The 26,244-nt window shown below is 35.9% G+C and carries 21 protein-coding genes; 16 read left to right on the top strand and 5 right to left on the bottom strand.

The features are described 5' to 3' along the window. Window positions 1-91: 91 nt before the first annotated feature. Window positions 92-934, top strand: coding sequence for a metal ABC transporter permease (locus XJ32_RS06345; protein ID WP_077388725.1), 843 nt, complete (start codon window positions 92-94; stop codon window positions 932-934). Between the two features lie 2 nt (window positions 935-936). Further along, window positions 937-1,182, top strand: a complete 246-nt coding sequence (locus XJ32_RS06340; RefSeq protein ID WP_077388724.1) for a hypothetical protein — start codon at window positions 937-939, stop codon at window positions 1,180-1,182. A gap of 71 nt (window positions 1,183-1,253) precedes the next feature. Here XJ32_RS06340 and XJ32_RS06335 read toward each other — a convergent pair whose 3' ends face one another. After that, window positions 1,254-2,048 carry a ferritin-like domain-containing protein gene (locus XJ32_RS06335; RefSeq protein ID WP_077388723.1) on the bottom strand — a complete coding sequence of 265 codons (795 nt, stop codon included), beginning with the start codon at window positions 2,046-2,048 and terminating at the stop codon, window positions 1,254-1,256. Window positions 2,049-2,513: 465 nt separating this feature from the next. Between XJ32_RS06335 and XJ32_RS06330 the strand changes: the two genes are divergently transcribed. The 3 genes from XJ32_RS06330 to XJ32_RS11870 all read left to right on the top strand — a co-directional run bounded on the left by XJ32_RS06330 (window position 2,514) and on the right by XJ32_RS11870 (window position 3,814). Next, window positions 2,514-2,804 carry a hypothetical protein gene (locus XJ32_RS06330; RefSeq protein ID WP_155761467.1) on the top strand — a complete coding sequence of 97 codons (291 nt, stop codon included), beginning with the start codon at window positions 2,514-2,516 and terminating at the stop codon, window positions 2,802-2,804. Then, the gene (locus XJ32_RS06325) at window positions 2,744-3,505 is read left to right on the top strand and encodes a TonB-dependent receptor plug domain-containing protein (RefSeq protein ID WP_077388721.1); all 762 of its coding nucleotides are present in this window, start codon (window positions 2,744-2,746) and stop codon (window positions 3,503-3,505) included. The genes XJ32_RS06330 and XJ32_RS06325 overlap by 61 nt, the downstream gene beginning before the upstream one ends. 84 nt (window positions 3,506-3,589) lie before the next feature. Beyond that, window positions 3,590-3,814, top strand: coding sequence for a TonB-dependent receptor (locus XJ32_RS11870; protein ID WP_155761466.1), 225 nt, complete (start codon window positions 3,590-3,592; stop codon window positions 3,812-3,814). Here XJ32_RS11870 and XJ32_RS06320 read toward each other — a convergent pair. After that, a complete protein-coding gene (locus XJ32_RS06320) occupies window positions 3,765-4,994 on the bottom strand; it encodes an argininosuccinate synthase (protein ID WP_077388720.1) in 1,230 nt (409 codons plus the stop codon). The genes XJ32_RS11870 and XJ32_RS06320 overlap by 50 nt on opposite strands. A 597-nt stretch (window positions 4,995-5,591) precedes the next feature. On the opposite strand from XJ32_RS06320, the gene XJ32_RS06315 reads away from it, so the two are divergent. The 6 genes from XJ32_RS06315 (at window position 5,592) to mnmA (ending at window position 13,842) form a co-directional block, all read left to right on the top strand. Next, window positions 5,592-6,965, top strand: coding sequence for a sodium-dependent transporter (locus tag XJ32_RS06315; RefSeq protein ID WP_077388719.1), 1,374 nt, complete (start codon window positions 5,592-5,594; stop codon window positions 6,963-6,965). A gap of 117 nt (window positions 6,966-7,082) precedes the next feature. Next, a complete protein-coding gene (gene glnA, locus XJ32_RS06310) occupies window positions 7,083-8,525 on the top strand; it encodes a type I glutamate--ammonia ligase (RefSeq protein WP_077388718.1) in 1,443 nt (480 codons plus the stop codon). Window positions 8,526-8,853: 328 nt separating this feature from the next. Continuing rightward, complete coding sequence (locus XJ32_RS06305) at window positions 8,854-10,974, top strand: RNA degradosome polyphosphate kinase (protein ID WP_077388717.1); 2,121 nt, start codon at window positions 8,854-8,856, stop codon at window positions 10,972-10,974. A 213-nt stretch (window positions 10,975-11,187) separates the two neighbouring features. Beyond that, the gene (gene coaE / locus XJ32_RS06300; RefSeq protein ID WP_077388716.1) at window positions 11,188-12,228 is read left to right on the top strand and encodes a dephospho-CoA kinase; all 1,041 of its coding nucleotides are present in this window, start codon (window positions 11,188-11,190) and stop codon (window positions 12,226-12,228) included. A gap of 72 nt (window positions 12,229-12,300) precedes the next feature. Next, entirely contained in the window at window positions 12,301-12,678 is a 378-nt protein-coding gene (locus XJ32_RS06295; protein ID WP_005219940.1) for a c-type cytochrome, read from the top strand. Window positions 12,679-12,798: 120 nt separating this feature from the next. Next, entirely contained in the window at window positions 12,799-13,842 is a 1,044-nt protein-coding gene (gene mnmA, locus XJ32_RS06290; protein WP_077388715.1) for a tRNA 2-thiouridine(34) synthase MnmA, read from the top strand. A 451-nt stretch (window positions 13,843-14,293) separates the two neighbouring features. Here the strand turns inward: mnmA and XJ32_RS06285 are convergent, their stop codons facing one another. The 3 genes from XJ32_RS06285 to XJ32_RS06275 all read right to left on the bottom strand — a co-directional run bounded on the left by XJ32_RS06285 (window position 14,294) and on the right by XJ32_RS06275 (window position 17,261). Next, a complete protein-coding gene (locus XJ32_RS06285) occupies window positions 14,294-15,685 on the bottom strand; it encodes a methyl-accepting chemotaxis protein (protein ID WP_077388714.1) in 1,392 nt (463 codons plus the stop codon). After that, complete coding sequence (locus XJ32_RS06280) at window positions 15,675-16,178, bottom strand: PAS domain-containing protein (RefSeq protein ID WP_077388713.1); 504 nt, start codon at window positions 16,176-16,178, stop codon at window positions 15,675-15,677. The genes XJ32_RS06285 and XJ32_RS06280 overlap by 11 nt, the downstream gene beginning before the upstream one ends. A gap of 315 nt (window positions 16,179-16,493) precedes the next feature. Then, window positions 16,494-17,261, bottom strand: coding sequence for an exodeoxyribonuclease III (locus XJ32_RS06275; protein ID WP_077388712.1), 768 nt, complete (start codon window positions 17,259-17,261; stop codon window positions 16,494-16,496). A gap of 398 nt (window positions 17,262-17,659) precedes the next feature. Here XJ32_RS06275 and XJ32_RS06270 point away from each other — a divergent pair, with 398 nt between their 5' ends. The 5 genes from XJ32_RS06270 to XJ32_RS06250 all read left to right on the top strand — a co-directional run bounded on the left by XJ32_RS06270 (window position 17,660) and on the right by XJ32_RS06250 (window position 26,102). Further along, window positions 17,660-18,220, top strand: a complete 561-nt coding sequence (locus XJ32_RS06270) for a pyruvate flavodoxin oxidoreductase subunit gamma (protein ID WP_005218890.1) — start codon at window positions 17,660-17,662, stop codon at window positions 18,218-18,220. Between the two features lie 21 nt (window positions 18,221-18,241). Beyond that, window positions 18,242-18,649 (top strand): 4Fe-4S dicluster-binding protein, encoded by a 408-nt coding sequence (locus XJ32_RS06265; protein WP_005218893.1) that lies wholly within the window; start codon window positions 18,242-18,244, stop codon window positions 18,647-18,649. Window positions 18,650-18,660: 11 nt separating this feature from the next. Further along, window positions 18,661-19,884, top strand: coding sequence for a 2-oxoacid:ferredoxin oxidoreductase subunit alpha (locus XJ32_RS06260; protein WP_005218895.1), 1,224 nt, complete (start codon window positions 18,661-18,663; stop codon window positions 19,882-19,884). Window positions 19,885-19,924: 40 nt separating this feature from the next. Continuing rightward, window positions 19,925-20,869 carry a thiamine pyrophosphate-dependent enzyme gene (locus XJ32_RS06255; protein ID WP_077388711.1) on the top strand — a complete coding sequence of 315 codons (945 nt, stop codon included), beginning with the start codon at window positions 19,925-19,927 and terminating at the stop codon, window positions 20,867-20,869. A gap of 538 nt (window positions 20,870-21,407) precedes the next feature. Beyond that, window positions 21,408-26,102, top strand: a complete 4,695-nt coding sequence (locus tag XJ32_RS06250) for a vacuolating cytotoxin domain-containing protein (RefSeq protein ID WP_077388710.1) — start codon at window positions 21,408-21,410, stop codon at window positions 26,100-26,102. Window positions 26,103-26,244: the final 142 nt, after the last annotated feature.

The raw sequence follows: 26,244 nt of genomic DNA, 5'->3' as shown, positions 1-26,244 counted from the left end.
AACTTTCCACAAGATTCTAAAATAAATCTTTGTAGATAAAAATTCGCTTTAAAAGATTATAATACGCACATCTTACAAGATATAGGACATTATGCTAACAACTTTAGAATCTTTTCTGCAAGCCATTATGCAATATAGCTTTTTGCAAAACGCCTTACTTGCTATTGTGCTTATTAGCGTAATTGCTGGGATAATTGGCTCTTTGCTTGTGTCAAATCGCATTGTATTTGTTGGTGGCGGTGTCGCTCATTGTGCGTATGGTGGGATTGGCATTGCGTTATTTTGCGGTTTTTCTGTGTTGCTTGGGGCAAGTATCAGTGCGATTATTGTGGCATTTAGCCTTGCGTTTGTGCAGAAGAAATGGGATACACATATTGATACTTTTAATGCGATATTGTGGGCGCTTGGCATGTCTGTGGGCGTGGTGTTTATGAATCTTAGTCCAAACGCAAATGCCGATATGGAATCTTATCTCTTTGGCTCACTCATTAGTGTGGATATGGAATCTTTGCTGCTTATGGGCGTGTTTGATGTGATTTTGCTGCTTTTTGTTGGTATGTATTATAAAGAGATTCTAAGCGTGAGTTATGATTCTGTGTTTTGTCAGTTGCGTGGGCTTCATACAAATATCTTTACACAAAGCATTTTTGTATTTATTGCCATTGGGATCATTCTTAGTATGCAAATATCGGGTTTAATCCTTGTATTAGCCATGCTTTCTATCCCTGCGTATATGGGAAATATTTTTGCAAAAACGCTCAAAACTCAAATGTTTTTTGCTGGAATCTTTGCGTTATTGTTTATGGTTATTGGCTTATTTCTTGCTTATGCTTATAATATTATGCCCGGTGCAGCTATCACTTTTGTTGGCACGATTTGCATTATTTTGGTGCATTTATGTAGATGGTTTTTGGGATATTTACAAAAAGGATAGATATGGATTCTGATATAAAGGCATTGCTAGAGCAAGTAAAGAGTTTACAAAATGAGCTAGACGCACAGAAAAAGACTACAAAAAATGCATTGAAACTTAGCATAGGCGTTGGCATACTCTGCTTTTTCTTTGTTGCGCTAAATCTTAGCATACTCTTCACTATTGCAGGTGGTGTGGCAGGAAATGAACGCAAAGTGCAATCCCTGCAAACACAAGTAGAGAAAATGCAAAATCTCGGTGAGAAATAAACTTTTTACCTTTATATGCTTGGTATAGATTAATACAGAATCTTTTGGCTATTTCTCTAGAGTTTCTTAGACTACCTTAAAGTTTGCTGCAAAGATTCTATTTCTTGCATACTATATCCAGCCTCTAGTCTTGCCTCTATATTTGGAATCTTGCCTATGATATTAAAGTCATAGCCTTGCAATATCTCACATAAACTGCGATTATCATTATAAAGCTTTTGTGCGTAATTGAGCCATTTTACGCCTTTTGAGACATGCCCTATTTCATCATGTAAGATTCTATCAAGTGCAGCAAGAATCTGTGATTTTAGCGGCGTTTGTGCTTGTTCTATCTTCTCTCTTACAAATGGATTTGCATCAAGTCCTAAGGCTTCTAAGCCCTTATGCACGAGTGCCATACGATCAATTAAAGTCTGTGTGCTTTGCATAGCGCAAAACAGATTATCATGCACGAAAAAATCTCCATAGCCATACCCAAGCTCTTTTAGTAAAGATTCTAAAAGCCTAAAATGCAAAACCTCTTCACCAGCAAGAGTGATAAAATCATAATAATATTCAAGCGGTAAATGTCGAAAACGATATGCCGCATCAAGCCCTAAATCAATCGCATTGTATTCTATATGTGCGACTGAATGCAGGATTTTTGCTAGGGCTTCTTTTGAGTTTCCGCCCTTTGGTCTTTGCAAACGCGTAGGGTGTATAACCTTGCAAAAAGGGGCATAAGAAGGTGTTTTTATACTCTTAATTTCAATATCATGCTGCATATTATATGTGTAGAAATTTGCCTGTAAATATTCTACTTTTTGTAATTTTAAATCAATTTGCGTAGTGGTGAGTGCATCAAAAACTGCGGTAAAAAACTCCATTTATGCTCCATTTCTATCTTTCAGATTCTAACATAAATAATGCAAAGTATAAACCAAACCGATAAAGACATATAATATTTGGTAGTTTAAATGTAAAACCAATGCGAGAACATAAAACCTTGCAATTACAGCACAAAGTATTTTCTATACAAATGATTATAAAGAATATAAAGCATTATCATTGGTTTTTTTGCTATCATCCAAATCTTTTACAAATCCTACGATTGATCATACTTTCTATTTTATATAATCTCCTATTAAATACACAAAGAAGTAACTTTTATAAAAGCTTTCAAATATAATGTAGAATATGGTAACCATCGCATATACTTTTAATATAATTTATCATTATAATAATACATATTATTATTCATAATGTATATAATTCCACCTGTTAATGATATTAATTATCATAACATTAGATTAAAATGGGATTATATATATGCATTTTTTGCAACATTGCATTTGAGTTATGCTCTAGCTTATCCATTAATGGATAGCAATACGACTAAAGAAGAAATCAAAGGCGATATAAAAACACATACACTGCAATCTGTCGTTACAACTGCCACAGGCAAAGAGCATTTACAAAAAGATGCACCAGCTTCAATTACCATAATCACACAAGAAGAGATAGAATCTAAACCGCACAAAGATTTGACAGAAGTGTTGTCAGGCATACCATTGGAGGGGGTATGGGTAGAAGTGGCAATGCAGAAATATCTGTGCGAGATATGCCTAGCGATTATACATTAGTGCTTATAGATGGCAAAAGACAAGATGTAAGCGGGGCAATAAACACTTTCAATAATGGTTATCAACAAATCGATAATGGTTTTTTACCGCCATTAAATGCGATTGAAAGAATCGAGATTATAAGGGGACCATTAAGCACATTGTATGGCAGTGATGCAATGGGTGGAGTTATAAATATTATCACAAAAAAGCATATCAACAAATATGGACTGAATTTAAATATTGAGACAATACAAAATGAGCATAGGTATTTTGGAGGGCATTATATTGCTAATATGTTTGGTGTTATTCCCATTATTAAAGATGTATTGGGGATACAATTGCGTAGTTGCTTTTATTATCATAGTCCATCAAGCATAATGCTATCAGGTCCAATACAAACAACAACAGGCGACAACAACAATAATGAGAATTACACATTAGGACAAATTGTTACAAGCACACCAGATGGCGGGATAGGAAACACAACAGAGGGGTTAATCTTTGATATTGGTGGACGGATTTTATGCAATCTAGATTCACAAAATCACATTTACTTTGATACACAATTCGCAAAACAATTATATGATAACAGCAAAGAGCAGTGGGGACCACATACAAGTGTAGCAAGCAATTATATCATCATGCGTAATAATTCAATATTAGCGCATGAGGGAAAATACCACAATTGGAGTATGCAAAACTCCATACATCTCAATTAAGCATACAATGCAAACATATATAATTTTAGCAAACTGGATTCACTCACAACACCACCAACACCAAGGGATATTCAGGGTAGAGATGTGATATTAGAATCTAGGGCATTTATGGATTTGGCATTTAACAACACATTGAGTGTTGGTATGCAATATTGGTATGCGTATATGCAGGATTTAATCGGCAATCCTAGCACATTTTCACAACATACCATATCTTTGTTTGCCGAAAATGAATGGGAGGCAAGGGATAATCTAAAACTTACTTTCGCCTTGCGTGAAGACTACAACTCTCGCTTTTCCCAGCAATGATAAAACGCAAAGCATTGAGTTTAATAAACCCTGCGGCGTCCTTTTGATTATACACAGAATCTTCCTCAAAAGTGCTGTATGCGGCGTTAAAGAGTGAGTTTTTAGACTCTCTTCCTACGACAATCACATTGCCTTTATACAGCTTCAAAGACACCACGCCACTCACACGCTCTTGTGTCTTATCTATCAAGGCTTGAAGTGCCTCTCGCTCCGGGCTAAACCAATAGCCATTGTAGATTAACTCCGCATAGCGAGGCATAATAGAATCTTTTAAGTGCGCTTCCTCTCTATCAAGGCATAAAGATTCTATCGCACGATGAGCCTTTAGATATATTGTGCCACCGGGCGTTTCATAGCAGCCGCGAGACTTCATACCCACATAGCGATTTTCTACCAAATCAAGCCGCCCTATGCCGTGTTTGCCCCCTAGCTCATTGAGTTTCGCCCAGAATCTTGCCGGGCTTAGTCTCTCTCCATTAATCGCTACGCCATCGCCTTTTTCAAACTCCAGCTTAACAGATTCAGGCTCATTTGGTGCGTTCATCGGTGAGACACTCCAACGCCACATATCCTCTTCAGGCTCGGCATTTGGATCTTCTAGAATCTGCCCTTCATAGCTGATATGAAGCAGGTTTGCGTCCATTGAATAGGGCGATTTATTTGGCTTTTTCTCAATGCTAATACCAGCAGATTCTGCATAGGCTAAAAGCTTTTCGCGGCTGTTTAGGTCCCACTCACGCCAAGGGGCGATGACTTTTATATCAGGATTTAACGCATACGCTCCAAGCTCAAATCGCACTTGATCATTGCCCTTGCCCGTTGCTCCGTGTGCTACTGCGTCTGCTCCAACGGCTTTTGCTATCTCTACAAGCCTTTTTGCAATCAAAGGTCGTGCGATGCTTGTGCCTAGCAGATATTCGCCCTCATAAATGGTATTTGCACGAAACATAGGGAATACAAAATCCTTGATAAACTCTTCTCTCAAGTCCTCAATGAAAATATTCTCACTTTTAATGCCAAGATTTAAAGCCTTAGCCCTTGCGGGTTCTACTTCCTCGCCCTGCCCAATGTCTGCGGTGAAGGTTACCACCTCGCAGTTGTAGTTATCCCCAAGCCACTTTAAAATCACGCTTGTATCAAGCCCACCGCTGTATGCCAAAACGACTTTTTTAATTGCCATGTTACTTTCCTTTAAAAATTGTAAAATTGAGATTTTAAAACAAGTGATATTTTAGCTTTAAATTATGGAATACTAGTTTATTAATCTCTATATGTCGTCAAAAATTAAACTCGATGAAAAATGGGAATACATTTCTTGCTGCATATGTTTAAAATTTGATTATTATGGTTATGTGCAATAAGTCTTTTCTATCAATAGATTTTTTAATTTACAGAATCTAGCGCATGTTTATTACCATATTGACCCTTTGGGAAGATGAAATATTTTTATTTGTTGCAGAATCTATATTTTCTGTCTGTGTAAATTGGTAATAATTTTTTAAATATTCACAATATTATAGATCTATTGCTTTTGTCTTATTGGCGTTTATAACATGCAGTTTTTACTTTATTCTACATTTATGATGGCAATCAAGCGATTTGCTTTTACATAAAACATTATTCTTATGACATAGATTCTATTATGTTACTTTTTGTAAAAATTAGCTTTTTTGTTATTTTTTGATAATCTTGTTTATCATATTTATTTACATAAATGAATCATGATTGATTATCAAGTTACTTAAATGATTTGACATTTTACATAATAAGGATTAGTATGCAAAGACCTGTTTGGAGTTCTCAACTCGCATATATTTTAACCGTTGCTGGTGCGACAATAGGCTTTGGGGCTACATGGCGTTTTCCCTATATGGTCGGGCAAAATGGTGGTGGTGCGTATGTGCTTACATTTTGTATAGCGATGATTCTAATCGGAATCCCTATGATTCTTGTTGAAAATGCGATTGGCAGACGCATGCATAAAAACTCTTTTGATTGCTTTAGTGGCACAGCAAATGGCAAACCTATATCGCCGCTTTGGAAGATCATAGGCATTACTGGACTTATTGGCTGTTTTGGTATTATGGCGTATTACATGGTGATTAGTGGTTGGGTTTTAAACTATATTTTTAATAGTATAACAGGCTCACTTTCTCTCTCGCATACGCTTTCTGCTAGTGAGACAAAGGCATTTTGGGAATCGAGTGTCGTTCATGCACCACTTGCAGTAAGTATTGCTACTTTCTTTTTTGTTTTGGCAAACTATATTGTTTTAACTCGCGGTGTTATTAATGGAATCGAAAAGGCTGCAAAGATTCTCATGCCTCTGCTTTTCTGCCTTATGATTGGCATGGTTATACGAAATGTTACTTTAGATGGTGCTATGGAGGGCATTAGATACTACTTAACACCTGATTTTAGTAAAATCACACTTGATTTATTCATTGTAGTATTGGGGCAAGTATTCTTTGCATTATCGCTTGGCTTTGGCGTTATGATTACGCTCTCATCGCATTTGCATAAAAATGAACAGCTTATTAAAACCTCTGTGATTACTGGTGTTGTTAATACTTTAATTGCAGTTGTAGCTGGCTTTATGATTTTCCCATCACTCTTTAGCTTTGGTGTAGATCCTGCTGCTGGTCCTAGCCTCGTATTTGAGAGTTTGCCTATTGTGTTTTCTAAAATGCATGGTGGCACGATTTTTATGGTTGCATTTTTCTGCTTGCTTATGCTTGCGGCATTTACGACTTCGTTGCCAAATTTTCAAGTCCTAATCGTTGTGTTAGAAGAGAAATTTGGTATGAATAAAAAAGTAGCGGTATTCCTTGTTTTAAGTGTGGTATTTGTGCTTGGTAATATCCCCTCAATCTTGGGTGATAACGCATGGAGTGATATAAAGATTCTAGGAAAGAGTATATTTGATGCTTTTGATGATATTAGTGCGACTATATTTTTTATCTTTACTTCCCTTGGCTGTGCCATCTTTGTAGGTTGGGTGCTTAAAGATGAAGCAAAGCAAGAAATATTGCAAGGAAGCGAAAAGTATGTAGGCATTGTAAATATTTGGTTTTTATATGTGAAATATATTATCCCTATTATCATTTTAGTTGTCTTTGTGGCGAGTTTCAAAGAGAAGTTTTTATCATAAAGTCTAATTGATATCCCTTATTTGTTAGGGCTTTGGTGCATTTTATAGGCTATTTATTTTTTATTCTATGTAAAATGCTATAATCCCGCTTTAGCAAGTAAAAAAGGAGTCTTAAGTATGACTAGCACACATAACACACCAGAATCTATTGAGATTTTTTTTGATTTTTGTAAAGCAAATGAAGTAGAATTTGTAGATTTTAGATTCACAGATATAAAAGGAACTTGGCATCATATAAGCTTCTCAATGTCTGCTATTGATTCTGATACCTTTAAAGTAGGCATTCCATTTGATGGCTCAAGTCTTGCAGCATGGCAGCCTATCAATAAATCTGATATGATACTTATCCCAGAGCTTGTGCGATATTTTATCGATCCTTTTACTGCGGATACAACAATCGTGGTATTTTGTGATATTTGGGATATTTATAAAAATGAGCCTTATGAGAAATGCCCTAGAAGTATCGTTAAAAGAGCTATGCGGCATTTAGTTGATTTAGGTATTGGCGATAGTGCGTATTTTGGACCTGAAAATGAATTTTTCGTATTTGATAGCATTAAAATGCGAGATTCTGTAAATTGTCAATACTATGAAGTGGATACAGAAGATGGAGAATGGAACAGAGATAGGACATTTGAAGGCGGTAGTAATATAGGACACAGGCCCGGCTTAAAAGGTGGATATTTTCCCGTTGCCCCTGTGGATTCCTTAGTAGATATTCGTGCAGAAATGGTAAAAGTGCTAAATCAAGTGGGGCTAGAAACATTTGTCGTGCATCATGAAGTCGCACAAGGGCAGTGTGAAATCGGTGTGCGTTTTGGCAATATGATAGAAGCAGCAGATAATGTGCAAAAGCTAAAGTATGTCGTAAAAATGGTAGCACATCTAAATGGCAAAACTGCTACTTTCATGCCAAAGCCCTTATATGGCGACAATGGCAGCGGTATGCATGTGCATATCAGTATATGGAAAGATGGTAAAAACTGCTTTGCGGGTGATAAATATCAAGGGCTTAGTGAAATGGCTCTATATTTCTTAGGCGGCGTGTTGAAACATGCAAGAAGTGTAGCAGCCTTTACAAATGCTAGCACAAATTCATACAAAAGGCTAATTCCGGGTTTTGAAGCCCCAAGCATTCTAACATATTCTGCGCAAAATAGAAGTGCAAGTGTGCGGATTCCATACAATCAAGGGGAGAAAGCAAAAAGAATGGAGTTTAGATTCCCAGATAGCTCGAGTAATCCTTATCTAGCCTTTGCTAGTCTATTTATGGCAGGACTTGATGGAATCATAAAAAAGACAAATCCGGGTGAGCCTATGGATATTAATCTTTTTGAGTTAAGCCTTGATGAAATTAGAGATAAAGGCATCAAGCAATTACCGCACACATTGCGTAGTGCTATTGAAGAAATGCTTGCGGATAGAGAGTATCTAAAAGAGGGCAATGTCTTTAGCGAAGACTTTTTACAAGTATATAAAGCATATAAATTTGAAACAGAAATCTGGCCCTGGGAAGCAAGACCACACCCATTTGAGTTTTTAACTACTTATAGTTGTTAGTTTGCATTAGTGCAAAGCATTATTGTATAAGTCCCTTGTGAATATTTACATGACACTAGATTCCATGCTTAGAATCTAGTGTAAGCAGATTTAGCATGCAAATTAGAAATTGTAAAATCTTTTTGTAGATTCTAATCCTGTCTTATCTCTACAAATTTACAATAAACATCAAGATTCTAGCCATTTAGAATCTTTATCCCTACCACATTTTCTTAAAATACATATCAAAATTTATAACTATATGCTTATAAAATAGTCATAATTGCATAAAATCTCTGTGAAATTCAAAAAATAATGTAAAATATAAGAAAGACACAAGGAGAGTGGTATGCAAAAGGATAAACAGACAAACGCAGAAATCGCAAAAAAAGACATGTATTTTAACCGCGAGTTGAGTTGGCTAAGATTTAACACGCGCGTTTTAAATGAGGCAAAGAATACAAAGTTGCCCCTACTTGAGCGACTAAAGTTTCTAGCGATTTATAGCACAAATCTTGATGAATTTTATATGATAAGAGTAGCTGGCTTGCAGAGACTTTTTGCCAATGGTGTTATTGAGAGCGGGGCTGATAAACTCACGCCTTTAGAGCAGCTAAATGCCATACGCACATACATCAACAAAGAAAAAGATATTATTGCAAATCTGTATAGTGATATTAAGAAATCACTTGCGACAGAAAAGCTTATTTTACGCAATTTTGATGAGCTTGATTCTAGAACAAAGCAGGAGATGCACAAATATTTTAAGACCTATTTGTATCCTATTATCGTGCCTATCGTTGTAGATTCTGTGCATCCATTCCCCCATCTTAATAATCTAAGCTTTGCCATAGCCCTAACGCTAAAAAATAAGGAAACAAATGAGATAAAGTATGGCATGGTGCGTATATCACGCGTTTTGAAGCGTTTTGTGCGTGTGAATCACGACTCTTTTGTATTTACTGAAAGTATTGTTGGGGAGTTTGCAAGTGAGCTATTTGAGGGCTATGAGACACTTGCATATTTGCCATTTAGAGTTACAAGAAATGCGGATATGGAGATAGAAGAAGATGAGGCAGATGACTTTATCGCGCTTATGAGCGAGGGTTTACGGGCAAGGAAAAAAGGCGAGATTGTGCGGCTTGAAGTCGGTAGTGCAAACAAAGAGAGTGAATATACAAAATTGTTAGATTTTATCAATACGCAGCTAAAAGTGCCAAAAGAAGATGTCTATACATATAAGACGCCTATTGGCATGAATGCCTTTTGGGAGCTTGTAGGATTAAAAGAATACGCATATCTTACCTTGCCACAATATGTAGCAAAGACTCTGCCACCACTTGATGATTCTGTAAATATTTTTGATTGCATTGAAAAAGAAGATATATTGCTATTTCACCCATTTGAGAGTTTTGATCCTGTCGTGCAGTTTATACAACAAGCAGCAAAAGACCCTGATGTGCTATCTATCCGCATGACACTTTATCGTGTAGGGGCAAAATCCCCTATCGTTAAAGCTTTGACAGAAGCCGCTGAGGTGAAGCAAGTAACCGTGCTTGTTGAGCTAAAAGCGCGCTTTGATGAAGAAAATAATCTTCACTGGGCAAAGGCTTTAGAATCTGCTGGGGCGCATGTGATCTATGGTGTGCCAAATCTAAAAGTGCATGCAAAAATAGCCCTTGTCATTCGCAAAAAGGGGGATAAATTGCATGAATATGTGCATCTAAGCTCTGGTAACTACAACGCACAAACTGCAAAAATCTATACAGATGTGAGTTTGCTTAGTGCAAATCCAGCCTTTGCAAAAGATGCGGTAAAATTCTTTCACTCACTCTCTGCAGGTAGCTCTAAACGCGCTACACTTGATACGCTATATAGTGCGCCAACGCAGATAAAAAAGCACCTTTTGCAATTAATCAATGATGAAATCGCACATAAAGAACAAGGTAAAATCATTATGAAAGCAAACGCATGTGTGGATATTGACATTATAAATGCGTTATACAAAGCATCACAAGCGGGGGTAAAAGTGGATCTTATTATACGCGGTATATGTTGTTTGAAACCCGGAGTTGCGGGATTGAGCGAAAATATCAATGTATATTCTATCGTTGGCAAATATTTAGAACATGCTAGAATCTATTATTTCAAGCACGCAAAAACAAACATTTACTTTGCAAGTGCAGACATTATGCCAAGAAACTTGGAGCGTAGAGTAGAGCTACTCACACCAGCGATAAATAAACGCGTAGCAGAAAAACTCATGCAGATTCTGACCTTGCAGTTAAATGACACTATGCAAAGATATGAATTGAAAAGCGATGGTGAATATCAAAAAGTCCCAGCAAAAGATGGCGGACTCTCATCGCAAGAGGCATGGGAGAGAATGACTACACAAATACACAATGCTAACAAAAAAGTCGATGAAAAAATGAAACGACTTGTAACACGCATGATGGGCGAGTCGTAATTCATAAGCTTTAATGATTTGTGGTGGTTTGTGTGTATAGTTAGGTTTAGATTTCAGTAGGTGTTATTTTAAGTATAGCAAAATATATGGTTGTAACACTCAAAGAGAACTTATCATCTCATGCAAAGTGCGTAGCAGTTGCTACACTTCTAAGGATGGATGCAGAACTTTTGGTGCAAAATAATAAGAGTATAGAATCTAAAAAGGGCAACAATGTATTACGCAAATATACTTACGGGCGGTATAGGTTGTGGGAAAAGCACAACCGCAAGGCTTTTAGCATTGCATGGATTTAAGATTATTGATGCGGATATAATCGCACGAAAAGCATTGGAGGCAGCTAAAAGTAGCGTTGTGGCGGCATTTGGTGATGAGATTTTAGAATCTAGTGATTGCTATGCTATGCGTAAGCAAATATCTAGCATAGATTCTAAAGCTACTATTTTGACCTCATCTCAAAATGAAGCGTATTTGGAAAATGAAAGAAGGCTAGATTTCATAGATTCAATACAATCTGCTGTCGCTCAAGTAGCAGAGAGCAAGGAATCTAAAGATTGTCATATCAACCTTAAGAAGCAAAGCGAAGGGGAAATATCTAGCACAGATTTGGAGAGTAAAGGCAAGGCTTGTTTAGAAACTCAAAAGAATCTTGATTCTGAGATAACTTATCGTGCTAAGCCTTTAGGCAAAGTATCTAGTATAGAATCTAAAGCAAATTTTTTGCTTGAACTTCAAGATGACAATGTTCTAAAATCCGCAACAATTTTAGATAAAGATATTCCACCTCTTCTAAACGACCAACATGACAAAAAACACAATTTAGAATCTAATCCTAAAGCAATAACAATTAGTCGTGAAAAATTAGGCAATATAGTATTTAACAATGCTGAGAAAAAAGCAAAGTTAGAATCTATACTCCACCCACTCATTCAGCAGTATATCGCACAAGAGTGCGAGATTTTAGAGAAAAAGAAAAGCCCATACTTCATAGATATTCCCCTTTATTTTGAAAGCAAATATGAGTATAAAAAGCGATTTGTTATCTGTGTATATGCCACAAGGGATATGCAAATACAACGCATACAAGCCAGAAACAATCTAAGCCTTGAAGACGCGATAAAAAGAGTGGATTCACAAATTGATATTGAGATAAAGCGAAGTAAAAGCGATTTTGTCATTGAAAACACAAGCGATTTAAAAACGCTGCAAAAAAATATAGAATCTTTTTTACAAACTTTTTTAAGTCAATATTAAAAAATGGCAGAAGTGATATTGCATAACAATAATTTGTTACAATAACACCTTTTTTAAGCTATGGAGTGAGAAATGATAAGATATTGTTGTGCTTTTATGCTATGTATTGTGTGTTTTCAATATATATATGCTTTCGATCAAGAAGCTGATACAAAAGATTCTATAATAAATGAGCAATTTATGACAGAAGAAGAGTATGGCAAATATCTGTATCAAGAACCACGAGGCATTAGCTGTAAAAAATGTCATGGCGAATATGGCAAGGGCAAACAGCTTGTAAGCTACACGCATAGGGGTAAAGAAATAGAGATTGAAGCACCAGATATTACAGGACTTGACTTGCAAAGATTTACAGAAGCCTTGCGTAAAACACATGCGGTTATGCCAAAATACTACTTAACAGATTCTGAAATCCATGTGCTATATAAATACATTAGAACGCATGAGTAATGGGTTTAAATGGGTGTAAATTCTAATATTGTCAGAATCTAAGCCCATTGCATTACATGCTATTCAATTTTATACGATAGAATACATTTCTTACACTAAATTATATTAAGGTTATATTTTATGGAACAAAATAATAAAAAAGTTGCATTATTGATGAGTGGCGGGGTTGATAGCTCATATTCTGCCTATTTATTGCAACAGCAAGGCTATGAAGTTTTGGGAATCTATCTCAAACTTCATGATAAAGAAGAAAAACATGCAGTTTTTATTAGAAACTGCGAGAAAGTATGTGCGTTTTTAGGCTTAGAATTTAAGATTATAGAAGCAAAAGAAGAGTTTAAAAAAGCCGTTTATAATGAGTTTATAGAATCTTATAAACGCGGTGAGACGCCTAATCCTTGTGCGTTATGTAATCCACTAATGAAGTTTGGACTAGCTTTAAATGCGGCACTTGGCTATGGCTGTGAGTATATCGCAACGGGGCATTATGCACGCATTACAAGCATAGATGGCATAAAGCGGATACAAGAGGCAAGGGATAAGAGCAAGGATCAAAGCTACTTTTTATATGCCATTAGTCAAGATGCGATTAATCGCCTTATTTTCCCGCTTGGCGATATGCTAAAAGAAGAGGTAAAACCTAAGGCGTTTGCGGCTTTGCCAATACTTGGAGATTTGGAATCTTATAAAGAGTCGCAAGAGATTTGCTTTGTTGAGACAGATTATATTGATATTTTAAAGAAGCATGTCAGCGTGGAAAACAAAGGTGTTGTGCGTGATACGCAGGGAAACATCGTTGGCGAACATAAGGGTTACATGCAATACACTATTGGCAAACGAAAAGGTTTTAGTGTTAAGGGCGCGCATGAGCCGCATTTTGTGCTAAAGATTAATCCAAAAGATAATGAAATCGTTGTTGGCAAAAAAGAAGAGCTAGAGACTTTTTGTGTAACCGCACTCAATAAATCCCTGCCAAATGAGTTTATAAATGGTGAATATAAAGCAAAAGTGCGTTATCGTAGCACACCAAGCAATGCGACTATTACTATACAAGATGATAAAATCATAGCGACACTAAAAGAGCCTGTATATGGCGTAGCAAAAGGACAGGCTTTAGTGATTTATAAAGATGATATTGTGCTTGGTGGCGGTGTGATTATATAGGCTAGATTCTAGCATTGTGTAAAATATCACGGAGAAGAAAATAAAAGCTTGTGTGTTTTGAATTGTTTCCATTGTATTTAAGTGTGAGTGGTTATTTTTGATTTTCCAAACCCCTACACTTAGGTAAACATAAGCGCAAGGCTAAAAATATTTAAGGTAAATAAATCGCCACTTATTTTGCATATATGTTTTGAGATGTTCGCATCGGAATTGAAACATATATTTTTTACAAGAGATTCTTAAAAATAAGTTTTGAATATCTACTTAGAATCTAACCTAATATTTGAAGCAAGTCTTTTATTCTTAGAAACTATAAATATGTGGAAGTGGAGTTTATGTTCTCGTAAGTATATATTTATAATCTAAATTTGCAAGATTCCCAAGAAAAACATATAAAGGTTTATAAACTAGACTTAAAAGATTTGATATTTAATGTATAGAACCTAAACTTTCAAGATTGCTTAATAGCATTATCTAGCTTTTGTATAAACTGCTGGCTTGCTTCTTCCATAGCATTCAAATGCGTAACGATATAATCAATATCTGTGCTATCTAGCTCTTTATCTATCTTTTGTAATGCGTCAGTTACATTTTGAGTGATAATATCTCGACTTCTATCGACTTCTTGGCTACTTACAAGGCTAAAAAGGACTTTTTGACATATCGGGTCTTCAAAAAGATGTGATATAGCATGTTTGCTAAAATCTTGTGCTGGTTTAAAAAGCTTAAAGCTCAAATACGCATTGGATTTATACAGAATATGCTCAATTTTTGCTACATTGATGATAAGACTTTTTTGCAAGATACTAAATGCACTATGCAGGGCTACACTTTCATTGCCAAGATTCTCAAACACATCGGTAAAAGAAGCGATTTTACTTTGCGTGTCATTGATGATACGATAGACTTCTTCACTTCCTGCTTGAATGGTTGTGATCTCTTGTTGCATAGTTTGGATAACAAGTGAAATCTCATCAGTTGCTTTATGTGTATTTTCAGCACGCTTTCTTACCTCATCAGCAACGACTGCAAAGCCTCTGCCATGCTCTCCTGCCCTTGCGGCTTCAATACTTGCGTTTAATGCTAAGAGATTTGTTTGTGCTGCGATATTGATAATAAGTTGTATAACATTGCCAATATCATTTGAACGCTGTGCGAAGTTATTAATCACATCATTGCTTTGGGCGATAAGTGTTAGGAGATTTGCTATACTATCAGCTATTTCTGTGATATTTGCTTTATTTTCATCTGCGATTTGAGTAAGCGATTGGATATTATCACTTACGCCGTGCATTTTACTCATTTCATGTGTTAAATCTGTGCTAATGCTATTTAAGTCGTGATTCTGATTATCTAGGCTCATATTCATAAGTGATCTTGCAAGTGAGTTTTGGATACTCTCTTTTGCATTTGTCTCAATACTATTTAAACAAAAATTAATACTATCTATGTTTTTTACAAATGCGCCTTTCAAGCCCTCACCTAAGGCTCTTCTATAAAATTCATGGTTTTGTGATGCACTCACAGAAGTATTTACCTCACGCAGAAAGGCTTCAAGATTATCCAGTAAGACATTTAGATTCCCACCAAGTGTAACAAGCTTAGAATCTCCATGCAAATGGATAACGCGACTTTCAAAATCACCATCTTTTGCATGCTCGGTTACTTCAATAATGCGATCTAAAAATTGTGCATGTCTAGTCTCAAAAAATAAGCTCACACCTTGTGCCACACATGCAAGAAGCGCTATGCTTCCAGCAATAATGCCACCATTTAAAAAGCTTAATAAACCCGCAATGAAAGAAAGCAATATGCCTATTACCAAAAAGATTCTAAGCGACATGTCCATTCCTTTGAAGATTTAACACGAGATTATTGTAGGTTAGATTTGCATTTTTTGCATATTCAAGGATAAAGTTATACGCCTTATCTATCCCTTGTGCTTTTTCAATCCGCAAAGTCTCTTCATAAATCTTGCTAATAACCGCTATGGCTGCTTCATTTGGTTTTCTACGCACAGAATAGTAACCTATGACTTGATTATGTTGATTATAGTTTGGCGTAATGTTTGCAAATACCCAATAGAAATTATTGTGTTTAGTCTTATTTTTCACAAAAGCAAAGACTTCTTTGCCCTGCTTAATATGCTCCCATAGAATCCTAAAAACACACTTTGGCATGTCTTCATGACGCACAATGTTATACGATTTAAATAAAACTTCTTCTTCATCATACTCTGCATAATCTAAAAATGGCTTGTTGCAATACAGCACATTACCTTTTAAATCCGTTTTTGAAGTAATTAATACATCTTTATCAAGTATAAGTTCTTGCATATAACCTCCTTGCAAGTAATTAAATTGAATAATCATAGAACATAAAAGCGACTTGGCATTATAACATGTTAGGCTTAATGCAATATTAACGCTAGAACATATACTCTTTGTAACCTTAACATTGTCTAGTATATCCACAATAAAAATAAGTAAAATCATAGTTTGAGGTTTACTAAGAATATGACTTTGTTTATATTTTAATCATTTTGCTTACACTTCCAGATAGCAAAAGATTCCAAGTTATTAATTTATTTTAGCTTTAACAACTATCGGATAATCGAGATGCGGCTATCTATAAGCGGTACTATTTACACATTACACAACCGCATTCTCATCAATCACAATGCCAACAGGGCAGTGATCACTCCCCATTATCTCGGGGTAAATATGTGCTTCTTTAAGATTCTTAGCAAGGCATCTTGAGAGTAAAAAGTAATCAATTCTCCAGCCCGTGTTATTTTGCCTTGCTTTTCCCATGTAGCTCCACCATGTATAAGCATGCTCTTTATCGGGGTAAAAGTAGCGATAAGAATCAATAAAGCCACTATCTAAAAGCACACTCATTTTTTCTCGCTCTTCATCAGTGAATCCTGCATTTCTGCGATTTGTCTTTGGATTTTTTAAATCTATCTCTTTATGTGCTACATTTAAATCACCACATACAATCACAGGCTTATACTGCTCTAATCCCTTTAAAAAAGAGCGAAAATCATCTTCCCATTCTTGTCTGTATGTAAGCCTTTCTAGCTCTCGTTTAGAATTTGGTGTATAAACATTTACAAGAAAAAAGGTTGCATATTCTGCAACGATAATTCGCCCCTCTTTATCATGGTGTGCTATCCCCATATCATTACACACGCTTAAAGGCTCTGTTTTGCTAAGAATGATTGTGCCAGAGTATCCCTTTTTTTCTGCTTCATTCCAAAATTGATAATATCCATCAAATGCAAAATCACTTTGACTTCTGTGCATTTTAGATTCTTGAATACAAAATACATCAGCATCTATTGTGTTAAAAAAGTCCATAAATCCTTTCGTCATACATGCACGCAAACCATTTACATTCCAAGATATCATTTTCATATTACTATCCTAAAGTATAAAAGTAGATTCTATATAAAAGAGTAAATTATAACCACAGAAATACAACATTACTTAATGCAAATATGGAATCACATTTCTAACCATCATATGTAACAAAAAGTAATAAACATGTTATTGAGAGTAAAAAGATTTCTTAAAATATGTTTCTTTTTAACACATGAAAATCCATAGATATCGTGTAAGCAAAATGAAAATCCCAAGAATTTACAAAATATTTGTTACAATTAAGATATAACAAGCTCTTTACACACAGCAGCATAAGCTAACAACATAGTCTTTTAGAGTATTTATTATGCTTCATTCGCAATACAGGATAATGTTTAAAGAGAATGTTTGTGTTTCCATTTGAAACGATAACCCAAAACAAGGAGAAGATAATGTTAGAAATCAGATGGCATAGTAGAGCTGGTCAGGGTGCTGTAACAGGTGCCAAAGGGCTAGCAGATGTAATCGCTGGCACAGGCAAAGAAGTGCAAGCATTTGCGACTTATGGTTCTGCAAAACGCGGTGCTACAATGGCGGCATTTGATAGGTTTGATGATACCCCCATTCTTAATCATGAGAAATACATGGAGCCAGATTATGTATTAGTGATTGATCCCGGTCTTACTTTTATCGCAGATATTTTTGAGAATGAAAAGCCTACAACAAAATATATTATCACAACGCATTTAAGTAAAGAAGAGTTGCAAGAGAAAAAGCCGGAGTTAAAGGATCGAGAGTTTTACATAGTGGATTGCATTAAGATTTCTTTAGAGGCATTGGGTAAGCCTATCCCAAATGCGCCTATGCTTGGTGCTTTCATTAAAGAATCTGGTCTTTTACCTATTGAAGAGTTTAAAGAAGCGTTTAAAAAAGTGTTGGGAAAAAAATTGCCACAAAAAATTATTGATGCAAATATGGTGGCAATACAGCGCGCGTATGATGAAGTGCATTAATAAAGTATGAAAGGATAGATTATGCAAAATGCGAATAAAGGTTGGAATGACTTATTACCCGGTGCAGTTGTATTTCCACTTGAAACAGAAGGTGAAAAAAGCCTTGACATGCACCAAGAGGAGAGAAAATATACAGATAATAGCTCTTACACACTAAGCGTAGCACATTGGCGGACAGAAAAGCCCGTGCATAATGTAGAGCATTGCATTAACTGCTATTTTTGCTGGGTGTATTGCCCTGATAGCTCTATTTTAGTAAGAGATGAAAAGATGACTGGTGTAGATTACAAGCATTGTAAAGGTTGTGGTGTGTGTGCTGATGTGTGTCCTACAAATCCTAAATCTTTAATTATGTTTCAAGATTTTGTTACAAAAGAAGATGCGATTAGTCAATGGCCAGCAAAAGAGAAGAAAGAGAAAAAGGCATAAGGAGTTAAGCAATGGCAAAAGTATATGATTTACAAGAAGTTGAGGTATGGGATGGCAATGTCGCCGCTAGTCATGCCCTGCGACAAGCACAAATTGATGTAATGGCAGCATATCCTATCACACCATCAACGCCGATTGTGCAAGATTATGGCACATTTGTTGGCAATGGCTATATTGATGGCGAGTTTGTGCTTGTAGAATCTGAACATGCGGCAATGAGTGGTTGCGTTGGTGCAGCAGCAGCAGGTGGTAGAGTGGCTACTGCTACAAGCTCACAAGGCTTGGCATTAATGGTTGAGGTATTATATCAAGCAAGTGGTATGAGACTACCTATTGTATTGAATCTAGTTAATCGTGCATTAGCAGCACCGCTAAATATCCATGGCGATCATTCAGATATGTATCTATGCCGTGATGCAGGGTGGATTCAGCTTTGCACTTGTAATCCACAAGAAGCTTATGACTTTAACCTTATGGCGTTTAAAATCGCAGAAGACTATGATGTAAGAGTGCCTACAATAGTGAATCAAGATGGCTTCCTAAGCTCACATACCGCACAAAATGTGCGTCCTTTAAGCGATGAAGAGGCATATAAATTTATCGGTGATTATAAGGTAAAAAACGCATTGCTTGATTTTAGCAAACCTGTTACTTATGGTGTGCAAGCAGAAGAAGATTGGCATTATGAGCATAAGGCACAATTACATGCAGCAATCATGGATTCTATGCCTGTTATTGAACGCGTATTTAATGAGTTTAAAGAAAAGACAGGCAGAGCATACAAGCCTGTAATGAGCTATGATATGGACGATGCGGAAGTAGCAATCTTTGCTATCGGCACAACCGCAGAATCTGCAAGAGTTGCAGCAAAGGCTATGAGAGAGCAAGGCATAAAAGCTGGAGTTGTAACTATCCATGTATTACGCCCATTCCCTTATAAGCAAGTAGGCGAGGCATTGAAAAACGCAAAAGCAGTTGCTATCATGGATAAGTCTTCACCAGCTGGGGCTATGGGTGCCATGTTTAATGAAGTGAGTGCAGCTATCTATCAAGCCGCTACAAATAATCGTCCTATACTTTCTAACTATGTGTATGGCTTAGGTGAGAGAGACTTAACACAAAAAGATATTAGAAAGATTTATAGCGAACTTGCGGAGAATGCTAAGGCTGGAAAGCTTACGCATAACGCACAGCAGTGGATTTGTTTGCGTGGTAAAGAAATGGGTTTTAATTAAGATTCTTAACTTTGAAAAGTTACATTAAAAAGGAAAGATAATGACAAAAGAGATAAAAAATCTAAAACAATTTAGCAAAAGTGCTGAAAGATTTGAAGGTGCGCATTTATTGTGTCCGGGTTGTGCGCATGGTATGATTGTGCGGGAGGTTTTAAATGCAGTTGATGGACCAATAGCTATTGGAAACTCCACTGGCTGCCTAGAGGTTTCAACAGCGGTATATCCGCATACTTCATGGAATGTGCCATGGATTCATATCGGTTTTGAAAACGGCTCGACTGCGATTTGTGGTGCTGAAGCTATGTATAAAGCCCTTGAGAGAAAAGGCAAATACAAAGGACAAAAGCCTAAATTTGTAGCATTTGGTGGCGATGGTGCGACCTATGATATTGGATTCCAATGGATTAGTGGCTGTTTTGAAAGAGGGCATGATTTTACATATATTTGCCTTGATAATGAAGTGTATGCTAACACTGGCGGACAGAGAAGTGGCTCTACACCACTTGGGGCTAGCACTTCCACAACACCAGCAGGAAAAGTAAGCTATGGTAAAAAACAAAAGAAAAAAGACTTGCTAAGCATTATGGCAGCACATGGAAGCCCCTATGTCGCACAAGTCGCACCAAATAAATGGAAAGATATGAATGCTAAGATAAAAAAGGCGATTGACACAGAAGGACCTACTTTTATCAATGCTATGAGTGCTTGCACGACTGAATGGAAATTTAACTCAAATCACACCGTTGAAATGAGTGATTTAGCCGTAGATAGCCTTGTATTCCCATTGTATGAAATCATTGATGGGCATGAATTGCGTATCACTTATCGCCCTAAAAAAGTCATTCCGGTTAGGGACTATCTAGCCGCACAAGGCAGATTCAAACATTTATTTAAACCAGAAAATGAGCATATCATCGAGCAATTTCAAAAAGATGTTGATGTTAGATGGGAGCTACTACAAAGAAGAGAGGAAGCAAAGTTGTAATACATTTTTAGCGTTATTTCTCTACCAGCTACCCTTAAAACCATTAAGATTTAGAGCTACTTTAAGCTAGATTCTAAATCTTTTAGATTTTTGATTACACTTTCTATGTTATTTGATTGCATTAATAACTTTAAAATTCTATAAAATTGCAATAGAGTGTATATGCAATTCAGCCTAGTTTTATAGCTAATTTGTATGTGCTACTAGATTTGATTCCATACTTGTCATTTTGAGCGTAGCGAAAAATCTAATATAAAACCCATTTTTGTCATATTGAGACGAAGTCGAAATATCTTTTTTCAACTCAACATGACAAGATTCCAGAAACCACACAACGCAATCTCTCAAATCACTACAACATATCAAAAAAGTGTAAAATATATACAAAATCCACACAGATTCTATAAAACTCGTAACTTTTACCTACCTTTTACAAAATCTGCTTGAATTTGTTTTTTTTTTTTGTTAAAATTCCACGCAATATTTATTTGCTATTGCAAATATTCAATTTAGAAAGAGCGAGTAAAAGGGGCAAGCTATGAGAGTGAAAGCATATATATTAAGTGGGATTTTGCTTAGCGTGAGTCATTGTGTATATGCTGGGGATATTCAAGGCGATATTTATAATCTAAATAGCAAAAATGATAGCTCAAGCGATACATTTTATAGTAACAATATGGGGACAACATACACTGGTTTGGCATGGGGTAGAGATTTTACACAAAGTTATGAAAATGGTACATTAATCATTGGCAACACTTCAAAAAGTCCAACAAGTAACGGACATTGGTTTGGTCGTGGCGGTGATGTAGGGTTTATTAATGCTACTTTCAACGCAAAAGAAGTCTATATTACAGGTACATTAGGTTCTGGTAATGCAGCAAGGACAGGTGGCGGGGCAAATCTTACTTTTAATGCAAGCAATAATCTCACATTAGATGGGGCAAATATCAGTGTAAATCGTGCAGGCACACAAAATTCAACTACTGCTTTAAATGGCAAAGAAATCGATATAAAAAATTCACAATTCAATATAGAAAATATCAATGGCGGTGGCATTAATATCGGCAATGAAAAAACAGAGAATCTAACTATAGATAATACAAATATAAGTATGAGTGGTGGACAGATAAATATCACCGCAAAAAACTCAAAGCTAAACTTTGGGTCGGTCAATATCACAAATGGCACACTTGATTTAATAAAAGCAAATTATACAGAACTTACAACACACTCACTTAATATCACAAACTCTAGCTTTCGCTCAAAAGAACTTAATATGTCAGGTGATATTGTAAATGGTAGATTCACACCAACACAAGATCTAGCACATGGGGCAGGTTTTCGCCAAAGTCTAGGAAATGGAGGGCAAGATTTTAGTTCAGATTCTGTAACAATAGATGATGGCAGTAGCACCTTAAATGCGACTAATGCGACGATCAAAGAGTTAAATTTCAAAGGTCCATCAACAATCTTTGGTTCAACACAAAAAAAGCTTACTGCTACTATTAGCGGTAAGTTAAACATTACAACACTCACAAATCCTTACCAACCGCTTGGCAAAGGTTTTGCCGCTGAACTAGAAGTAAAACAGGCTAGTGAAGTCAATATAGAAAACATACACCACCAAAACTATACTGGCGGTAGCTGGATACATGTCAATGTGGATAATAAACTTGTTGTAGGAAATATTCAGTTTGCAACAGATGGTATAGCTGGGAGTCAAGGGCATGTCGAGCTTAAATCTAGTAACGGCGATGTAATAGTAAAAAATGCAGCTGGTTGTGGCAATGCCTGCACAGGTGGTTTAGGTATCCGTCCGCTAAACTTTCTTAAGATAGATGGTAAAAACTTCTATGGTGGCAACATAGAAGCTATAGGTTTGCCAACAGCTGGAAGCAATTCTACGCTTGATTTAACAGGGGTTAGCGGCACAAAATTTATCGATACTTTCTCTATACGCACAGGCACGCTACAAGCAAAAGATTTTCATGTGAATAATTTTATTGTCTATAAAAGTAACTCTTACTCTGTAGTAGATCAAAATATCGGTAAAAGTTTCATCAACTATCTATCAATGGAGATAGGCACAAGCGACTTTGCAGATGGAGCAGATATTAGATTCAATGGTGGCGGTGAGATTCTAAACTTTAACTTCATCGATGCGAGACCGACTTCATTTGTGCGTATGGGTGAGATTAAGCATGTCAATGTTAATGAAATGAAAATCAAAGAAGCTGAAGTTAATATTAAAAATGGAATCTTTAATACAATAGTTTCACAAAAAGGGCAAACTGCTATCACAAACGGCGCTTCAAAAATCACGGCTAACGCCCTAAATGTCAATGAGCTTTTACACTTAAAAGACTCGAGCAAACATAGTGGTGTTATGAGAATTGAGCTAAATGCTAATGGCGAAAACATAGACCAAAAGTTTGACAAATACCTAAATGTAAGCGTAGATTCTAAAGATTTAAAAAATATGAGTGGAAGTGAGATAGCCGAACTCATTAAAAAAGCTGAAGCAAATGGAAGTAATGGCAATACAACAGATTACAAAAACGCAAGTGGCACATATATCACAACAAGTGATGGCAAACATTATCTAGTCTTACCAGATATTATGACAAATGAAAATATTACAAATAGCACAGGACAAGTTGCAAATGGTGGTAATATCTTAATAGAGCAAACCGAACTCACAAAAGGTGCATTAAATAACTATGGAAAGATTCTCATAGATGATGGCTTTGTAGATGGAAATAAACCGACACTCTATCTCACAGGTAATCTCAATAACTACAATACAATAGATATGGGAGCAAATGGACATATAGAAGTAACAGGAAACTTTAATAACAAAGGTAAAATCCTTTTTAGCATTCAAGCAAATCCAAATGATTCTAATAATGAAATAAAAAATGCAAGTATGAATATCAAAGGCAAAGCAACACTTGATATATCACCCGGAAGCACAGGGGCATTACAAGCAGATATAGCAGATTCTAAGACTTTAGCAAGTATAAGCAGTCAGCTTAATAACAAAGGCGACAAAGGTGTAGAATACAAATTAATCACAGCAGAATCCATAAGCTACACCTACACACAAGGGGATTATACGACTACTTTTGAAAAAGACAAAGATAAAACAACCATAAGCACAACACATAAAGACGGCAACAGCGGTTGCAAGAACAATAACTGCCAAACAGGAAGCAATGGCAATACAAAACAAGAAACCGACTTCACAACAAATGGCAAAGATAATCCATGGGATATGGATAAAGCCCAAACAGATTCTAATGGCAATGTAGTAGAAAATGGCATAGGCTCTACTGATAATGAAGGCAATCTCATACAAAAGCCAAGCCAGCAAGATAAACAAGAAGAATGCAAGAAAGATGGTTATTGCGGCTTTGGTAATGATAAGAATGCTACTGAAGCAGACAGAGGCTATGACTACGCACAGCAAAAGATGAAAAATAGCTTTTCACTCACTTATAAAGGTGGTAGCATAGATGGTAAATATATCGATATAGAAAAAGTGGTAACAGATAAAGAGATAGGCTTTAAAATCAATAAAGTAGATATTAATAACTTTATAGAAGGCAATACAGAAAAGCCTTTATGTAATGCAGAATCTAGCACATTTGATTGTGCCTTGTATATGGAAGCAGGTGGGAATAACTCATGGATAAATGCTATTAAAAAAGAGAGTGCAAATAGCTATGAGATTCTAAAAAATCTATTCTATGATGATAAATCTTCACTTGTGTTTTTAATAAACCTAGACCAAACTCTAGCTGCTTCAAGAAATCTAGATTATTTCCTAGAAGTAGGAAGGACTCTAGATACAGCAATAGATCATGTCTCAAACCTAGAGAATAAAGCATCAACACTTCATACACTTACACTATCAATGGAGAGTGCAAAGCTAAATCGTCTAGCAAGAGTAGCTAGCATTCATGGGAGTGCTAGTAGCTATATTGCTATGCAGAACTATCAAAAGAATTTAGAAGCAGCGTTGAGGGAAGCAGAGAAACTAAAACTAGCAAGTCTAGATTCTAATACAAACACAAGAATAGCAGCTATTAATAATATAGTAAGTGGTAATACAAATAGTAATGCAGTTTATAGAAGCAGTGTAGCTACTCTAGCAAGTAGCTCAAATCCTAAAGGGGCAACAGATATACAAACGGACATAGGGCATGGGGTGCAAAATAATACACAATATGCTATGCAAAACACACAAAATGCAAACAATGGAGTAACAGATATACAAAGTGATATAACAACTGATAACAATTCAAATGAAGTATGGTTTGATACCTTAGCAGATTTAATCATGAGATTTAATAATAGAGAAGAATATCCAAATCATGCTTGGGTTAATATGCTAGGGAATCTTAACTTCTCAAAAACAGGGACAGCCCAACTTTATGGCTTTAATGCAGGATATGATTATTTTGTAGATAAACTCCAAACTGCATTTGGTGCGTATGGTGGTTATGGCTATGGCACATTTAATGGAAATAATAATGGCTTTACTTCAAATAACTCAAATAATGTGTTTGCTGGAATCTATACAAGGACTTTCATTGAAAACCATGAGATAGATGTAACGCTTAATACTGCCTTTAGCTTTACAAACGAGAGACAAGGATCACAAATTCCTAACTTTGATTTACTTAATCTCTTTGGTGATGGATATGCTTATACTCTTTCTAATGTAGAGTTAAATGCAACTTATGGTTATGCCTTTTTAATGAAAAAGGGCTATATAGTAAAACCTTTTGCAGGATTATCGTATTATGTATTAGGCTCAACTAATTTTAAAAGAGATGATAATACGAAACCTATATTTGCTATGAATACAGATGATAATATAAGACAAACTATAAGTGTAAATATAGGCATAGATGGTCGTAAATACTTTGCAAATCAAAGCTATATCTTTATAGTCGCACAATTAAAACAAGATGCAATCATTTTACAAAATAATGTAGATTCTAGTGGGACTACAACTACAAGTATAGGCAATATAGGTGATTCTGTAAATAACTTTAATATGAGATATAAAGCTCAAGGCTATAAGTCTTATGTATTCCTTACAGGTGGTGGAGAATATAGCTTTGGTAGATGGTATTTAAATGGAAGTTTGAGCTTACAAAGCAGTGTATTTGATAAAAACTTTGGCTTAGGATTTAATATTGGTGGTAGGGTTGTGTTTTAGGGGGAGTGGGGTAAATTGATTTATAAGTTTGACTTGAAATAATGTTTATGTTGTGGCTGTTTTAGATTCTTTGCCATAGATGTTACAATGCAGGTTACATTTTCAAGTAGAAATTTATTGTAAAAGAATGTGTATTTAATGG

Origin of the sequence: Helicobacter bilis (assembly GCF_001999985.1) — a bacterium.
GTDB lineage: Bacteria > Campylobacterota > Campylobacteria > Campylobacterales > Helicobacteraceae > Helicobacter_A > Helicobacter_A rappini.
The sequence above is the reverse complement of the archived record's forward strand: the minus strand, read 5'-3'. Positions and strand labels throughout refer to the sequence as shown.

Coding starts and splice junctions, on each gene's coding strand:
- XJ32_RS06345 (WP_077388725.1), top strand. CDS start 92: ATGCTAACAACTTTAGAATCTTTTCTGCAAGCCATTATGCAATATAGC.
- XJ32_RS06340 (WP_077388724.1), top strand. CDS start 937: ATGGATTCTGATATAAAGGCATTGCTAGAGCAAGTAAAGAGTTTACAA.
- XJ32_RS06335 (WP_077388723.1), bottom strand. CDS start 2,048: ATGGAGTTTTTTACCGCAGTTTTTGATGCACTCACCACTACGCAAATT.
- XJ32_RS06325 (WP_077388721.1), top strand. CDS start 2,744: ATGGGTAGAAGTGGCAATGCAGAAATATCTGTGCGAGATATGCCTAGC.
- XJ32_RS06320 (WP_077388720.1), bottom strand. CDS start 4,994: ATGGCAATTAAAAAAGTCGTTTTGGCATACAGCGGTGGGCTTGATACA.
- XJ32_RS06315 (WP_077388719.1), top strand. CDS start 5,592: ATGCAAAGACCTGTTTGGAGTTCTCAACTCGCATATATTTTAACCGTT.
- glnA (WP_077388718.1), top strand. CDS start 7,083: ATGACTAGCACACATAACACACCAGAATCTATTGAGATTTTTTTTGAT.
- XJ32_RS06305 (WP_077388717.1), top strand. CDS start 8,854: ATGCAAAAGGATAAACAGACAAACGCAGAAATCGCAAAAAAAGACATG.
- coaE (WP_077388716.1), top strand. CDS start 11,188: ATGTATTACGCAAATATACTTACGGGCGGTATAGGTTGTGGGAAAAGC.
- XJ32_RS06295 (WP_005219940.1), top strand. CDS start 12,301: ATGATAAGATATTGTTGTGCTTTTATGCTATGTATTGTGTGTTTTCAA.
- mnmA (WP_077388715.1), top strand. CDS start 12,799: ATGGAACAAAATAATAAAAAAGTTGCATTATTGATGAGTGGCGGGGTT.
- XJ32_RS06285 (WP_077388714.1), bottom strand. CDS start 15,685: ATGTCGCTTAGAATCTTTTTGGTAATAGGCATATTGCTTTCTTTCATT.
- XJ32_RS06280 (WP_077388713.1), bottom strand. CDS start 16,178: ATGCAAGAACTTATACTTGATAAAGATGTATTAATTACTTCAAAAACG.
- XJ32_RS06275 (WP_077388712.1), bottom strand. CDS start 17,261: ATGAAAATGATATCTTGGAATGTAAATGGTTTGCGTGCATGTATGACG.
- XJ32_RS06270 (WP_005218890.1), top strand. CDS start 17,660: ATGTTAGAAATCAGATGGCATAGTAGAGCTGGTCAGGGTGCTGTAACA.
- XJ32_RS06265 (WP_005218893.1), top strand. CDS start 18,242: ATGCAAAATGCGAATAAAGGTTGGAATGACTTATTACCCGGTGCAGTT.
- XJ32_RS06260 (WP_005218895.1), top strand. CDS start 18,661: ATGGCAAAAGTATATGATTTACAAGAAGTTGAGGTATGGGATGGCAAT.
- XJ32_RS06255 (WP_077388711.1), top strand. CDS start 19,925: ATGACAAAAGAGATAAAAAATCTAAAACAATTTAGCAAAAGTGCTGAA.
- XJ32_RS06250 (WP_077388710.1), top strand. CDS start 21,408: ATGAGAGTGAAAGCATATATATTAAGTGGGATTTTGCTTAGCGTGAGT.